At 64.1% G+C, this 14,420-nt stretch carries 11 protein-coding genes; 9 read left to right on the top strand and 2 right to left on the bottom strand.

The genetic code is table 11. From position 1 onward, the window contains the following. Positions 1-45: 45 nt before the first annotated feature. The 6 genes from QCE79_RS31270 to QCE79_RS31245 all read left to right on the top strand — a co-directional run bounded on the left by QCE79_RS31270 (position 46) and on the right by QCE79_RS31245 (position 7,209). The gene (locus QCE79_RS31270) at positions 46-1,203 is read left to right on the top strand and encodes a porin (protein ID WP_309850833.1); all 1,158 of its coding nucleotides are present in this window, start codon (positions 46-48) and stop codon (positions 1,201-1,203) included. Positions 1,204-1,260: 57 nt separating this feature from the next. Then, positions 1,261-2,925: a thiamine pyrophosphate-dependent enzyme gene (locus QCE79_RS31265; protein ID WP_309850831.1), complete on the top strand. Its 1,665-nt coding sequence runs from the start codon at positions 1,261-1,263 to the stop codon at positions 2,923-2,925. Positions 2,926-2,941: 16 nt separating this feature from the next. Beyond that, positions 2,942-4,315, top strand: a complete 1,374-nt coding sequence (locus QCE79_RS31260; protein ID WP_309850828.1) for an NAD(P)/FAD-dependent oxidoreductase — start codon at positions 2,942-2,944, stop codon at positions 4,313-4,315. A gap of 136 nt (positions 4,316-4,451) precedes the next feature. Further along, entirely contained in the window at positions 4,452-5,462 is a 1,011-nt protein-coding gene (locus QCE79_RS31255; protein ID WP_309850825.1) for an ABC transporter substrate-binding protein, read from the top strand. A 50-nt stretch (positions 5,463-5,512) separates the two neighbouring features. Continuing rightward, a complete protein-coding gene (locus tag QCE79_RS31250; protein ID WP_404989452.1) occupies positions 5,513-6,295 on the top strand; it encodes an ABC transporter ATP-binding protein in 783 nt (260 codons plus the stop codon). Next, on the top strand, positions 6,292-7,209 hold the full coding sequence (locus tag QCE79_RS31245; RefSeq protein ID WP_309850819.1) for an ABC transporter permease subunit: 918 nt from the start codon (positions 6,292-6,294) through the stop codon (positions 7,207-7,209). Before QCE79_RS31250 ends, QCE79_RS31245 begins: the two co-directional genes overlap by 4 nt. A gap of 60 nt (positions 7,210-7,269) precedes the next feature. Here the strand turns inward: QCE79_RS31245 and QCE79_RS31240 are convergent, their stop codons facing one another. Further along, the gene (locus tag QCE79_RS31240; protein ID WP_309850816.1) at positions 7,270-7,857 is read right to left on the bottom strand and encodes a UbiX family flavin prenyltransferase; all 588 of its coding nucleotides are present in this window, start codon (positions 7,855-7,857) and stop codon (positions 7,270-7,272) included. Then, on the bottom strand, positions 7,854-9,188 hold the full coding sequence (locus QCE79_RS31235) for a UbiD family decarboxylase (RefSeq protein ID WP_309850813.1): 1,335 nt from the start codon (positions 9,186-9,188) through the stop codon (positions 7,854-7,856). Before QCE79_RS31235 ends, QCE79_RS31240 begins: the two co-directional genes overlap by 4 nt. Positions 9,189-9,463: 275 nt before the next feature. Between QCE79_RS31235 and QCE79_RS31230 the strand changes: the two genes are divergently transcribed. The 3 genes from QCE79_RS31230 to QCE79_RS31220 all read left to right on the top strand — a co-directional run bounded on the left by QCE79_RS31230 (position 9,464) and on the right by QCE79_RS31220 (position 14,416). Further along, positions 9,464-10,576, top strand: coding sequence for an AraC family transcriptional regulator (locus QCE79_RS31230; protein WP_309850811.1), 1,113 nt, complete (start codon positions 9,464-9,466; stop codon positions 10,574-10,576). A 138-nt stretch (positions 10,577-10,714) separates the two neighbouring features. After that, the gene (locus QCE79_RS31225) at positions 10,715-12,136 is read left to right on the top strand and encodes an aldehyde dehydrogenase family protein (protein ID WP_309850807.1); all 1,422 of its coding nucleotides are present in this window, start codon (positions 10,715-10,717) and stop codon (positions 12,134-12,136) included. 150 nt (positions 12,137-12,286) lie between these two features. After that, complete coding sequence (locus QCE79_RS31220; RefSeq protein WP_309850805.1) at positions 12,287-14,416, top strand: hydantoinase/oxoprolinase family protein; 2,130 nt, start codon at positions 12,287-12,289, stop codon at positions 14,414-14,416. Positions 14,417-14,420: the final 4 nt, after the last annotated feature.

Genomic DNA, 14,420 nt, shown 5'->3' with positions numbered 1-14,420 from the left:
CTTTTCCACCGATGCCGCCCACGACCGCCTGAACGGAACAAGAACATGAAACGAGTCTGCTCCACGATGCTGCTGCTTGCATCCACCACCGCCGCCACCGCCGCTCATGCGCAGACCGCGCCGTCCGACAGCAGCGTCACGCTGTACGGCGTGGTGATGTCGGGTCTCATCTACACGAACAATTCGCTGAAGGGCGCGTCCGTATCGACGGCCAACGGTCCGAGCCGCTGGGGTTTCCGCGGCGTCGAAAACCTCGGCGGCGGACTGCGTACCGTGTTCCAGCTCGAAGGCGGCTTCAATCCCAACACGGGTTCATCGGCGCAGGGCGGACGTCAGTTCGGCCGTCAGGCGTATGTCGGACTGCAATCCGACAACTACGGCTCGCTCACCTTCGGCCGTCAGTACGACCTGACGCAGGACTGGCTCGCGCAATATTCGGCCGCCTACATGTGGAACGGCTACGCGGCGACCGTCGGCGACAACAACAACTTCAACTTCCAGTTCCGCACCAACAACGCGGTGAAGTACGTGACGCCGAACTATCACGGCCTTCAGGGCGGCGCGATGTACAGCTTTGGCGGCGTCGCGGGCAGCTTCGGCAACCAGAGCGCGGAGAGCTTCGGCCTCAACTATGCGAACGGCCCGCTCAAGCTCTCGGCGGCCTACATGCGCATGAATCACCCGTCGATTGCGGCAAGCGAAGGCATCTGGAACACGGCGCTGTTCCCGTCGATCTCGGCGCAGTCGCCGACCATTGCAGCAGCGGTGTCGCCGTCGAGCATGGAGATTTACGGCGGCGGCGGCTCCTACACGGCGGGGAAGACGACGTACGGCCTCGTCGTCACGCACAGCCGCTATGAAAACCTCGGCGTGGCGGCGCTCGGCCTGGCCAACGGCCGCGCGGGCTACACCAACGTCGAAGCGAACGTGAGCCGCTACATCACGCCGGCGTATCAGCTTTCCTTCGATTACACGTACACACTCGGAAAGGTCCAGCCCACGGATTTTTCTCCGCAGTATCATGAGTTCTCGCTCTTCAACAACTACTTCCTGTCGAAGCGCACCATCCTGTACGTCGATGCGATCTTCCAACTCGCCGCCGGCGATGCACAGCACGCGAACATCGAATATGCGAGCAGCGGCGGGGCATCGACGAGCAAGCGCCAGCTCGCGGTGACGGCCGGCATCTTCCATCGTTTCTGATGGTTCCGATGCTTCGCAGGCGCGCCTTCGCGGGCGCGCATTTTCGAGGATGTTCCCTTGCCTGACCAGACCTCAGCCGCGCCTCGCAACGGGGCCGCGATTCTCGCCGATGCGCTGCATCGGTTCGACGTTCCCGTCGTCACGTTCATACCGGGCGAGGGCATTCTCGAACTCGTCGATGCGCTGGCGACGCGCGCGCCGTCTATCCGTCTTGCGAGTTTCCGGCACGAAGCGGGCATGGCCTACGCCGCGCAGGCGATCGGCCAGCTGAGCGGCCAGCCCGGCGTGTGCCTCGCGGCGCGTGCGCCCGGTGCGCTCAATACGACGCTCGCCATCCACACTGCCTACACCGACAGCGCGCCGATGATCATGATCGTCGGCCAGGCGGACATGCACGGCGCGGAACGCGAAGCCATGCTCGGCGTCTCGCACTTCCATCAGGTCTTCGGGCCGCTGACGAAGTGGGTCGGGCTGATCGAATCCGCGCAGCGGATTCCGGAGATGCTTGCGCGCGCGTGGCACATCGCGATGTCGGGCCGGCGCGGTCCGGTCGTGCTCGTGCTGCCCGAAAACGTGTCGCGTGAAACTGCGGATGTCGCCGACCTGCCGCGTCCTTTGCCCACTGCCGCCGCGCCTGCGCCGCAGGACATGACGCGCTTCACGTCGATGCTCGCGCAGGCGCGCAAGCCGTTTCTCATCGTCGGCGGCACGGGATGGCGCAGCGAGTCGTTGCGCACGCTGACGTCGCTGGCGCGCGCGAACGGCCTGCCGGTGGCGACCACGTACCGGCGGCGCGATCTCGTCGATCATGACGATGCAAACTTCGCGGGCGAGATCGGTCTGGGTATCGACCGGGCGCTGGCGGCGCGCATCGCGCAGGCCGATCTCGTCGTGATGCTGAACGGACGGCTCGGCGAACTGAACACGGTCGGCGCGGGCGCGTTCGCGGGCTTCACGCTATGGACGCCGCCGAAGCAGGCGAATGCGCTCGTCCATGTGCATCCCGAGGCGGCGGAACTGAACGCGGCGTATCGCGCGGACCTTGCCATTCCAGCGGATGCCAACGCGTTCGTCGAAGCGTGGGTGTCGGTCTCGCAGACACGCGAAAGCGACGAAGCGTGGGTCCGCGAAGCCCGTGCGGAACGGCTGGCGTATATCGAAAGCGGAACGTGTCCCGGCCCGCTCGATCTGCGCGCCGTCTACGCCTTGCTCGATGAAACCCTTGCCCACGATACCCTCGTCACCTCCGGAGCGGGCGCCTACGCCACCTGGCCGCAGCGTTACTTGCGTCATCGCCGGCCGAACACGCAGCTCGGACCGAAAAGCGGCGCAATGGGCTACGGCCTGCCGGCGGGGATCGCCGCAGCTTTACTCGACGCATCGCGGCGCGTCGTGGCCATTGCGGGCGACGGCTGCTTCATGATGCACGCGGAAGAACTGGAGACGGCGCAGCGCCTGGGCGTCGATCTGCTGATGATCGTGGTGAACAACAGCGCGTACGGCGCAATCGACAGTGCGCAACGCCGCCAGTTCGGACGCACGACGGGCACGGCGCTCGGCGCAATCGATTTCGCCGCGTTCGCGCAATCCTTCGGCGTTCCCGGCGAAACCGTCGAAACCACGGACGCTTTCGCGCCTGCGCTGCATCGTGCGCTGGCGTCCGGCGGCGTCAGGCTGATCGAGCTGCGCGTGCCTTCTTCTGTGACCAAGCCGGTTGGCTGACGAGCTACTTATGCACATGACGAATTCATCTCTTTTCGGGCCGCGCGTCGCCGTGATCGGCGCGGGCATCGCGGGACTCACGGCCGCGTATCGGCTGAAGCAGGCGGGCGCGCAGGTGACCGTGTTCGATGCGCAAAGCGTCGTCGGCGGCCGCATGGGCGACCGGCGCACTGGCGACCTCGTCTACAACAGCGGCGCACGGCTCGTCTATCCGTTCGGCCAGGCGTTCAACCGCCTCGTCGCCGATCTGTCGATGCAGGATGCGCTGGTGCCGCTGCACCGGCTGACGGCGCAGTGCGTGTCGCCGGAAGGTGAGCACACCATCGAACTGATGCCGTCGCCGCGCTCGCTGGCGACACCCGGTCTCGGCATGGGCGAGCGGATGCGGCTCGTCACGCATGCGCTGTCCATGCGTCGCGCGAAGCCGCACGTCGATCCGGACTGGGCGACGAGCGCCCTGAATGCCGATGCGCGCCTCGACGACATGACGCTCGCCGCGTACATCCGCGAGACGCTCGGCCCGAACGTGCTGGAACGCATGATCGAGCCGGTGTTCCGGGCAACGCGCAGCTTCAACCCGGAAACGCTGTCGGCGTTGTTCTATGTATCGACGGTGCCGCACATGATCGGCGAAAGCACGGTGCATACCCTCAAGGGCGGCATGGGGCGCGTGTGTCAGGCGCTGGCATCGCAACTGGATGTCCGGACGGCGATGCCCGTGCACAAGCTCAGGCGTCACGCGGACGGCGCGGCGTTGCTGCTGGCGAGCGGCGAAACCGAGCATTTCGATTACGCCGTTTGCGCGGTCGAAGGCTCGCTGGCGGGCGCGCTGATCGACGAGCCGTCGCCCGAAGAACGCCGCATGTTCGATGCCGTGCGTTACAACTCGCTCGGCGTCGTGCATTACGGCTTCGCGCAGCCCTTGCCGCCGAAGATGAACTTTGCGATGCGCGGTCTGCCCGGACGCATCGCCACCTATCAGCAATTGCCGGCCGCGCCTGCCAACGGCCGTCCGCTCACGCAGATCTACTGCCAGCTCAAGCCCGAAGCCGCCGATGAAGCCGTCCGGCGCGGCCTCGAACACGAACTCGACGTGCTGATCCGCGATGAGTTGCGCGCCCGCATTCCCGGCTTCGACGAGCACGTCGTGCAGGTCACGAATCAGTGGATCGCACGCAAGCTGCCGGTGTTTTCGCCGGGCTACGGCGCGCGCGTGAATGCGTTCTGGCGCTGGCAGGAAGCGCGCGGGCAGAGCGGCGCATCGCCGGTCGTCTATTGCGGCGACTGGCTTTCACAAGCCTTGCTGACGGGCGCCTGCTCCAGCGGCGAGCGCGCGGCGGGCATTTTGACCGGACGCATGCCCGCCGCGCGGCCTCGCGTGGCCGCCTGAAACTTAGGCAAAACGGCGCGAGTTGTAGCGAAACGGCAGTTGTGCGGCTCGCTTTAATGTTGCGCAAAACATCGGCATTAAATTAATGCCAGTCCGTCGATTCGGTTCGGCGTCCCGCGTTTCCCCGGAATCCAATATGAAAAATTGCATCACGCCTGCACGCGTCAGGAATGGCAAGTTGCCGGCGACGCTCGGCGCGCTGTGCTTCGCCGCGCTTGCCCTGACCGCGCTGCCCGCCGTGGCGGACGAGACGGTGATCGGTATCGCCAATCTCGGGCCGCATCCGTCGCTTGCGAAGACCATCGAAGGTTTCAAGGAGCAAATGGCGAAGGAAGGCTACGTCGAAGGCAAGAACGTGAGCTACGTCTATAGCGATGCCAACTTCACGCAGGCGCTGATGCCGCAGATGTTCTCGCAGATTTCCGCGAAGCATCCGGCGCTGATCCTCACGGTGACGACGTCCGTTTCGCAGGTGGCGCGCTCCGCCGTCGTCGATACGAAAACGCCGCTCGTCTTCACCGAAGTCACGGACCCGGTCGCGGCCGGCCTCGTGCCGAGCTGGAAGCAGGGCGGCGACCGCTTCACGGGTTCGTCGGACCTGCAGGATTTCGATGCGGTGCTGGCGTTCGCCAAGAAGGCGTTCCCCGAGGCGAAGTCATTCGGCACGCTCTACAACCCCGGCGAAGCCAACGACGTGGTGACGACCAAGGCGCTCGAAGCAGCGGCGCAGCGCGCCGGATTGACGTTCAAGCCGGTCAGCGTCGATTCGGTCAACGACATTGCACAGCGCACGCAGTTGCTGAAGGGCGTGGGCTTCGTCTACATCACCGGGTCGAACCTCGTGCAATCCGCCATTCCCGCCGTGGCCGCGAGCATGCAGCGCCTCAGGATTCCGATCCTGAGTTCGGAGACCGAGTTTATCAAGAAGGGCATGGCGACGGCGTCGTACGCGGTGTCGCTGCAATCGGTCGGCGCAAATGCCGCGAGGCTCGCGGGCCGCGTGCTCAAGGGCGAGAAGACGCAGACGCTGCCGCCCGCGCGGCCGGAGCCGTCGGATTACGTCACGCAGATCAGCAAGAGCCAGTATCAAGCGCTGGGACTGATGGTCCCTGCCGCGTTGGAGGACTGCAAATGCTTCATCAACTGAACGGCCGCAGCAAGGCCAAGGTCACTACAATGCGCGAGCGCCATATTCCCATGTTGTCGGCGGAGAAAATCTGCAAGACCTTTCATCCCGGCACCGTGGATGAGCGTGTTGCGTTGTCGGATGTATCGCTCAAATTGTATGCGGGCGACTTCGCGGTCGTGGTCGGCGGCAACGGCGCGGGCAAATCGACGTTTCTGAACCTGCTCGCGGGCGAAGTGACGCCTGACAGCGGCGCGATCTTCGTCGATGGCCACGACGTCACGTCGCTGCCCACGCACAAGCGCGCAAGACATTTTGCGCGCGTCTTTCAGGACCCGTCGGTGGGGACGGCGGCGGCGCTCAGCCTCGAAGAGAACCTGGCAGTGGCGAACCGGCGCGGACTGAAGCGCTCCTTCGGCTTCGGTCTGACGAGTGCGTTGTCGAAGGAGTTTCGCGACCGGATTGCATCGTTCGATCTCGGGCTGGAGAAGCGGCTGAAGACGAAGGCGTCGCTGTTGTCGGGCGGCCAGCGTCAGGCGCTGTCGCTGCTGATGGCGGTCTTGCAGCGGCCCGAACTGCTGCTGCTCGACGAACACACGGCCGCGCTCGATCCACGCACCGCGGCCATCGTGATGCGCGTGACGAAACAGGTCGTGCGCGAACAGAACCTGACGACCATGATGGTTACGCACAACATGCAGCACGCCATCGACTTCGGCAACCGGCTAATCATGATGCGCGACGGCCAGATCGTCGGCGACCTGTCGGGCGATGCGAAGCGCGCGATGACCGTCGAAAAACTCATGGCGTATTTCAACGAAGGGCCGGTGACGGCAAAGACGGTGAACTCATGAACCTTTTGCTGGGCTTTTTCGACCTCGTTCCGGTCGGCCTGATGCAGGGCCTGACGTACGCGCTGATCGCCATTGCGATCATGATTCCGTTCCGCATCCTGAATTTCGCGGACATGACGGGCGAGGGCGCGTTCCCGTTCGGCGCGTGCGTGTGCGCCAAGCTGCTGATGCTCGGCCTGAATCCGGTGATGGCGCTGCTCGGCGGCGCGCTCGCGGGCTTTCTGGCGGGACTGGTGACGGGATATATCCACGAGAAGGCGAAAATCAACACGCTGCTGTGCGGCATTCTCGTCCTGTCGATGCTTTATTCGGTCGATATCCGCGTGATGGGTCAGCCGAACGCTGCGCTGTTCGCGTTCTTCAGCGTGTTTTCGTGGCTGCCGGGCGATGGCGGCGGTTATATGCCGCGCATCCTGATGCTGGGCGCGATCGACGTGGCGATTGCGGCTTGCGTGCTGTGGTTCCTCGGCACCGAACATGGTCTGGCCATGCGTGCAATCGGCTCGAGTGCGTCGATGGCGAAGGCGCAGGGCATCAACGTGAAGGTGTACACGCTCGTGGGACTGGGGCTTGCGAACCTGTTCGCGGCAATGGGCGGCGCGATGCTTGCGCAAAACCAGGGCTTCGCGGACGTGAACATGGGCTTCGGCGTGCTGGTGAACGGTCTCGCCGCGTTGCTGCTCGGTGAAGCGGTCATCGGTAACCGGTCGATGACGCGTCAGGTGATCGCGCCGGTGCTCGGGTCGATCGTGTACTTTCAGTTGATCTCGGTGGTGCTGGCGCTCGGCTTCCAGCCATCGGACCTGAAGCTCGTCACGGCTTTGTTCGTGCTGCTGACCTTGCTTTCGATGGCGAAGCGGAAGAAGCGCGGGGGGGCGAAGAAAAAGGTGGAGGCGGTGGGGGTAAGTGCCTAGTCGTTGCACCGGAAACAAAAACAGGCCGCTCGGGATATTCGAGCGGCCTTCTTCTTTGCGTCAACCACCCAACCCCTTCCACCGCGCATAAGCCGACTCGTCATTCAACCCAAATTGATCCATCACCCGCTGCACCGTGTAGTCCACCAGTTCCTCGATCGTCGCCGGCTTTGCATAAAACGACGGCAACGGCGGCATGATGACGCCGCCCATTTGCGTAACCAGCGTCATGTTGTTCAGATGCGCCAGCGTCAACGGCGTCTCCCGCGCCAGCAACACCAGCTTGCGCCGCTCCTTCAACGTCACATCCGCCGCGCGCGTAACCAGGTTGTCGTCGAGCCCGTGCGCAATCGCGCCGAGCGTCTTCATCGAACAGGGGGCGACGACCATGCCGTCATGCTGAAACGACCCGCTCGCGATGGTCGCGCCGACCTCGTTCGCCTCGTGCCACACACTGGCGAGGCCGCGCATGGCGTGCCGGTCCATCGCCAGTTCGTCGTGCAGCGTCAGCCATCCGGCACGCGATACCACCAGATGCGTCTCCACCTCCCGCTCGCGCAACGTACTAAGCAGACGGACGCTATAGATCGCGCCCGTCGCACCCGTGATGGCAACGACGATGCGCCGCGGACGTGTCGAGCCGCTCATCGCTGCACAGCCTTCGGCAGATAGTCGTCGAGCACCAGCGTATCGACGCCCGGAATCGATTTCCGTTCGAATTCGGCTTCACGTCCCCACGGTTTCGTGGCATCGATGGCAAGACGTCCCCAATGATCCTTGTGCGGATCGCGATAGAACCCGGGCACGCCGTTGATCACCATCGTCCGCGTATCCGCGCGGCCACGCGTCAAAAACGCCCAGATAACCTCGTTCATGTCGTAAATATCGATGTCCTTGTCCACGACAATACACAGCTTGTTGTAGTCCAGATGCGATCCCAGCGCCGCGAGCAACGCATGCTGCGCGTGGCCGTCGTACTGTTTATCGATCTTGATGATGGTGTTCATCACGGTCGGCTTGCACGTGACGTCGAGCACGCCGCGCACTTGCGCCGATACCGCCTTGTAGATACGCGCCGCCGTCGCCGCTTCGAGCGGCCGCAAGTCTTCGTCCGACCCGCATATCAGGCCATGAAACACCGCGCCTTCGCGCCAGCCCACGTGCGTGACTTCGAACACATGGTTGTCGCCCACTTCGACGTAATAGCCCATGAACTCGCCGAACGGTCCTTCCGGCCGCCGCTCGTTCGGCAGGATGCGCCCTTCGATGACGATCTCCGCCGCCACCGGAATGTCCAGATCGAGCGTGACCGCGCGGCGCATGCCGAGCGGCCCGCCGCGAATCGCTGCGGCGAGCGCGAGTTCGTCGCCTTCCGGCGGCAGCGACACGCACGCGCTCATGAACAGTTCCGGCGACGCGCCGATCAGAATGGCCGCTTCGAGCGCTTCGCCGCGTGCTTCCGCGCGCAATTGATACTGCGCGAGATCATGACTGCTGCCGAGACGAATGCGCAGTTCGTCATCCGAGACGACCATCGAACGATGGAACGACAAATTGGGCACGCCGCTGTCCGGGTCCTTCGCGAGAAAGATGCCCGAGGTGATGTAGGGCGCGCCGTCGCGTTCGTGATACGTCAGGATCGGCAGATCGGAGAGCTTGCCCGTGACCCAGTCCGACGGCATCGGCACCGGTTCGGTCGCGGTGTCGAGCGTCGATGCCAGCGTGATCTCTCGATCCAGCCGCGCGCAGAACGTCTCGTCCGGCGCGCAGCGGATGATCTCGCGCAAGCGCTCGTGATCGCTGTAAAGGTTGAGCAGGACCGGCAGTTTGCTGCCGCGCACGTTCTCGAAGAGCACGGGCTTGGTGGTTTCGCGCTGAAGACGCCGCGCGACGGCGGCGGCTTCGAAGCGCGGATCGACTTCGCGCGTCACGGTCAGAAGATCGCCGCGTGCGCGCAGCCGGGATAGGTAATGTCGCATCGTGAGTGTCGGGCAGAGAAGGCAGAAATGGCATAAAAGGGGCGCGGCATGCGCCCGTGCCTTCTTATAACCGTGGCAATTTTGGCGAGGATGCTCAAACACGACGCGAACCTAGGAAAAGCGGTTTTTCTTCATGCCGATGCACGAAAACATCGTGCAGACGCATCGCCGAGTTTTGGCGACCGATAATGCAGTCAGATAAATCATCGAGCGCGCCCGAAGCGGCAAGCCTGACCGCTTCTCCCCGCAGGCGCGACCATCAGCACGGAGACACGATGAGCGAATCGAATACGGGTCTATTCCGGAACACGCTTGCTGGACCGCAGGCGCGGCTTACCGAGGCGTTCTACCAGTTGCGCGTACGCCCGGATTGCATCAGCGTGCCGGAGTTCGGCCTCTACGGCGCGACCATCACCGTACCCGGCGATGCCGAAGAAGGTGCCTGGAAGATGGCCAGCATCCGCGATGAAATCTTTCTGGTCGTCTCCGACTGCAACTACGCCCACAGCCGCTCGGAACGCATTCTTCCCGAAGGCTTCGTCGAGTTTCATTTCTCGATCGCAGGCCCCGCGAGCGTCGACTTTTCGGATACCGGACATCTGCATGTGAATGCGCCGAACCTGCTGGTGTGCAGTCAGGGAGCGGACGTGCAGTATCAGGTGACGTGCGGGCCGGGGCCGTGGCAGTCCGTCAGCATGTATGTGACGCGGCGCTATTTCGACCGTCTCGTGCATGCGCTCGGCGGCGAAGCGGACAAGATTCGCGCGGAATTGGCCGCCATCCAGCGCGATCAGATTTACAACCGTCAGATGCCCTTCAGTGTCGATGCGCTGCACATTGCCGAACAGTTGCTCGCATCGACGTACAGTGGCGCGAGACAGTTGCTCTATCTCGAAGGCAAGTGTACGGAGATTCTGTGCGCGTGCATCGAAATGTGGCTGACACATCTGCGTGACGACTCGCCCGGCGAAACGCTCTCCGCGCGCGATCTGCGGCTGATCGAACAGGCGCAGAAGATGATCGTCGCGGATTTGCGCGTTGCGCCGACCATTCCCGAACTGGCGCGCGCGGTGGGCACCAATGCGTCGAAACTCAAGCGCGGCTTCAAGTTTTTATATGGCATGACCATCTTCGAATATGGTCATCGATGCCGCATGAATCATGCGCTGCATCTGCTCGTCGACGAACGCATGCCGGTCGGGCAAGTCGCGCTGGCGACCAGTTATCAGCATCAGACCAGTTTTACCGCTGCGTTCCGCGATTACTTCGGCTTCGCGCCCAAGGATGCGCGCCGTCTCGCGAGTCCTGCTACGCAACAGCGCGAAACGCCCGAAGCCGCGCGAGCGACCCTGCGCGTGCGCAAGACCGAAGAAACGGCTAAACCCTGATTGTTGGAACAAGGCATTCAGATATAGGAATTCGGCCACATCGCGTGTGCGTGCCTGCCGTGCCGAAATTTCTGTTGTTAGCATCGTCCTCACTTTGGGACCACGCCCGCACCGGGCAGACAACAGAACGGAACGACGATGAAGGCAATCAAGGTACGCAATCCGCGCACGGGCGAACACGATTACGAGTTCGATGCCGCATCCGCGCAAGACGTAAGCGATATGATGGCGAAGGCGCGCGACGCGCAGCGCGCATGGCAGTCGCGCGGTCTCGAACATCGCACGAAGACGCTGGGCGAATGGGCCGCGCAACTGGAGGCGCACGGCAAGGAGATCGTGGCGGCGCTGTCCGTCGATACGGCGCGTCATCGCATCTCGGAAGAAGAACTCGGCGCGGTCATCCACTTCATTCACGGCTTCTGCGATGCCGCGCCCGAAGTGCTCACCACGCCCTTCCGCAAGCTCGACGCGCATCCCGACATCGTCTTCAAGGTGACGTATGCGCCGTATCCGGTAGTCGGCGTCATCAGCCCGTGGAATTTTCCGCTCGTGCTGTCTTTCATCGATGCCATTCCCGCGCTCGTCGCAGGCGCGGCGGTCGTCATCAAGCCGAGCGAAGTCACGCCGCGTTTCGTCGAACCGCTCATGCGTTCGATCGATGCCGTGCCTGCGCTCAAAAATATCGTCAATCTCGTGCAGGGCGGCGCGGAAACGGGCGCGGCGATCGTAGCGCAAGCGGATGCGGTCGTGTTCACCGGCAGCGTGCCGACCGGCCAGAAGATCGCGGCAGCGGCGGCGCAAGCCTTCGTTCCGGCCTTCCTCGAACTCGGCGGCAAAGACGCGGCCGTGGTGCTCGCCGGGTCGGATGTGCAGCGTGCGGCCACCAGCATTCTGCGCAGCGCGCTCTATAACTCGGGGCAGGTGTGCTACGCAATCGAACGCGTCTATGCACACGAATCCCTTTACGATGCACTCGTCGCCGAACTTTCCGCTCAGGCCCGAACGCTCAGGCGCAGCCACGCGGCAGGCGACGGCGGCCATTATGGTCCGATGATCTTTGCGCAACAGGCATCGATCATCGATTTGCAACTCGACGACGCCGTGGCCAAGGGCGCGAAGATCGTGCTGGGCGGCAAGAGCGAAACGGTCGACGGCTCCGTGTGGATCGACCCGACCATCGTCACGGACGTGACGCACGACATGACGCTGATGACCGCTGAAACGTTCGGCCCCGTCGTGCCGGTGATGCGCTTTACGACCGACGAAGAAGCCGAACGCCTGATGAACGATACGATGTTCGGCCTGAGCGGGGCGGTGTTCGGTCCGGACACGCACACGGCGGGCGACTTCGCGACGAAGATGGAAGCGGGCGGCGTCAGCATCAACGATACCGAACTGCCGCGCGTGATGATGTTCGCGGGCGAGAAGACCGCGTTCAAGAAGTCGGGCATGGGCGGATCCCGCTATGGTGCGACGAGCATTATGCGTTATGTCCGCAAGCGCGCGCTGCTGGCGAACGAAGGCGCGGTGCCGCCGCTCGACAAGCTGGCCGAAGTCTGATCGTAACAGGGCAAGGCGCGTCTTTCGGCGCGCCTTAAAAGCCAATAACGAAGCACACAGTTCCAATATCGAACGCGGTCAAAAAAGCTAATCTGTATCGTTGAGTTTCAGGCTGCGCATCCACGCGCGCCGATCACTTTCGAATACGTCATGAGCCCAACCGTTGCGCCCGGCGAGCGCGAGTCCAGACCGCGACTCGGCATCGATATCGGCGGCACCTTCACCGATTTCGTGCTCGAAGCCGGTGCTGTCCGCCACACCCACAAACGCCTCACCACGCCCGACGCCCCCGAGCGCGCCGTGCTCGAAGGCGTGCAGCATCTGCTGCGCGAAACCGGTATTCATGCCGCGACGCTCGGCGCCATCGTCCACGGCACCACGCTCGCCACCAATGCGGTGATCGAACGGCGCGGCGCACGCACGGCGCTGCTGACGACCGAAGGCTTTCGCGATGTCATCGAAACCGGCTTCGAAGCGCGCGCCGATCATTACGACCTGCGTGTGCGGCAACCCGCACCGCTCATTCCCCGCGACCTGCGCTTCACGATTGCAGGCCGCCTGAGCGCCCAAGGCGACGAACTGGCGCCGCTCGATCTCGATGCGCTCGCAGGCATTGCCGCTCAGTTGGAGGCACACGGAATCGAGAGTCTCGCCATCGGCTTCATGCACAGCTACCGGAATCCGCGTCATGAAGCCGAAGCCGCGCGATGGCTCGCCGCGCGTCTGCCGCATCTGTCGATCAGTCTGTCCTCCGATGTATCGCCTGAAGTGCGCGAGTTCGAGCGCTTTTCGACGACGGCGGTGAACGCTTACGTGCGTCCGCTGATGGCGTCCTATCTCGCGCGTCTCGGCGACGCCTTGCACGACTTGTCGATCGATGCACCGCTCTTGCTGATGACTTCCGACGGCAGTCTTTGTGATGTCGATACCGCCTGCCGCCTGCCGGTGCGTCTGCTCGAATCCGGCCCGGCGGGTGGCGCGCTGCTGGCGGCGCTTATCAGCGAATCGCTCGCTTTGCCGCGCGTGCTGTCGCTCGATATCGGCGGCACCACGGCGAAGCTCTGTTTCATCGACGATGGCCGTCCGCACATGTCGCGTTCGCTGGAAGTGGCGCGGCTGTATCGCTTCAAGCCGGGCAGCGGCATTCCGTTGCGCATTCCGGTGGTCGAGCTGTGCGAGATCGGCGCGGGCGGCGGTTCCATTGCGCGTGTCGATGCGCTCGGCCGCGTGCAGGTCGGCCCGGCGAGCGCTGGCTCGGTTCCGGGGCCGGCGTGTTACGGACTCGGCGGCGAGCGCGCCACTCTCACCGATGCGCACATGAGCGCCGGCCGTCTCGATCCCGCGTACTTTGCGAACGGCACGTTGTCGCTCGATGCAAACGCGGCGCGCCGGGCCATCGAAACGGATATCGGCGCGCCGCTGAACGTCGAAACCGATGCCGCCGCCTACGCAGTCGCCGAACTCGCGGACGAAGCCATGGCCTGTGCCGCACGCGAACATGCCATCGAACTCGGCAAGTCCGTGGCGGGACGCACGCTGATTGCGTTCGGCGGCTCCGCGCCGTTGCATGCGGCGCGGCTGGCGGAAAAGCTCGGCATCGATCATGTGGTGATTCCGACGGCGGCAGGCGTCGGTTCCGCTTATGGCTTCCTGCTTGCGCCCGTCGCGTTCGATGCGGTGCGCAGCCGCTTCGAACCGCTTGCGCAACTCGACACCGGCGCGGTGAATGCGCTGCTCGAAACGCTGGAAGCGGAAGCGGCGGCAATCGTCGAACGCGTGGCGCCGCGTGAGACGTGCAGCATCGAAGCGACTGCGTCGATGCGCTATCGCGGCCAGGGACACGAACTGCAAGTCACGCTCCCCTCCGCGCGGCTCGATGCCGACGCCGTTGCAAAGCTGCGCGAGCGCTTCGAAGCCGTGTATCTCGCGCGCTTCGGCCGGCTGGTGCCGCGTGCGCCGGTCGAAACGCTCGACTGGAGCGTGCGCGTGAGCGCGCCGCAGCGCGAAGCGCTCACTGCCGCGCCCGTGTCACAGCCCGTGGAATCAGCCGCGCCTCCAGAAGCAAAAGCGGAAACCACGCGCCTCGTGCTCGATCAGTCCCGCCGCGAACGCTTATCCGCGCGCTTCTTCCGCCGCGATGCGCTCGCCAACGGCGCGGCGATCGACGGTCCCGCTGTCATCGTCGATCGTGAAACCACCGTCGTCGTGCCGCCCGATTTCGATGCCCGCATCGACGCGGACGGTCATCTGCGGCTCGATCGCCGCATCGTCAGGAATTGAACGC

Origin of the sequence: Caballeronia sp. LZ003 (genome assembly GCF_031451465.1) — a bacterium.
In the GTDB taxonomy this organism is placed as follows: Bacteria; Pseudomonadota; Gammaproteobacteria; order Burkholderiales; family Burkholderiaceae; genus Caballeronia.
Note: the sequence above shows the minus strand (reverse complement) of the source record. Positions and strands in the feature narration are given on the sequence as shown.

Bases quoted from the DNA above. Each gene is read 5' to 3' on its own strand.
- QCE79_RS31270 (WP_309850833.1), top strand. From the start codon at position 46: ATGAAACGAGTCTGCTCCACGATGCTGCTGCTTGCATCCACCACCGCC.
- QCE79_RS31260 (WP_309850828.1), top strand. From the start codon at position 2,942: ATGACGAATTCATCTCTTTTCGGGCCGCGCGTCGCCGTGATCGGCGCG.
- QCE79_RS31255 (WP_309850825.1), top strand. From the start codon at position 4,452: ATGAAAAATTGCATCACGCCTGCACGCGTCAGGAATGGCAAGTTGCCG.
- QCE79_RS31250 (WP_404989452.1), top strand. From the start codon at position 5,513: ATGTTGTCGGCGGAGAAAATCTGCAAGACCTTTCATCCCGGCACCGTG.
- QCE79_RS31245 (WP_309850819.1), top strand. From the start codon at position 6,292: ATGAACCTTTTGCTGGGCTTTTTCGACCTCGTTCCGGTCGGCCTGATG.
- QCE79_RS31240 (WP_309850816.1), bottom strand. From the start codon at position 7,857: ATGAGCGGCTCGACACGTCCGCGGCGCATCGTCGTTGCCATCACGGGT.
- QCE79_RS31235 (WP_309850813.1), bottom strand. From the start codon at position 9,188: ATGCGACATTACCTATCCCGGCTGCGCGCACGCGGCGATCTTCTGACC.
- QCE79_RS31230 (WP_309850811.1), top strand. From the start codon at position 9,464: ATGAGCGAATCGAATACGGGTCTATTCCGGAACACGCTTGCTGGACCG.
- QCE79_RS31225 (WP_309850807.1), top strand. From the start codon at position 10,715: ATGAAGGCAATCAAGGTACGCAATCCGCGCACGGGCGAACACGATTAC.
- QCE79_RS31220 (WP_309850805.1), top strand. From the start codon at position 12,287: ATGAGCCCAACCGTTGCGCCCGGCGAGCGCGAGTCCAGACCGCGACTC.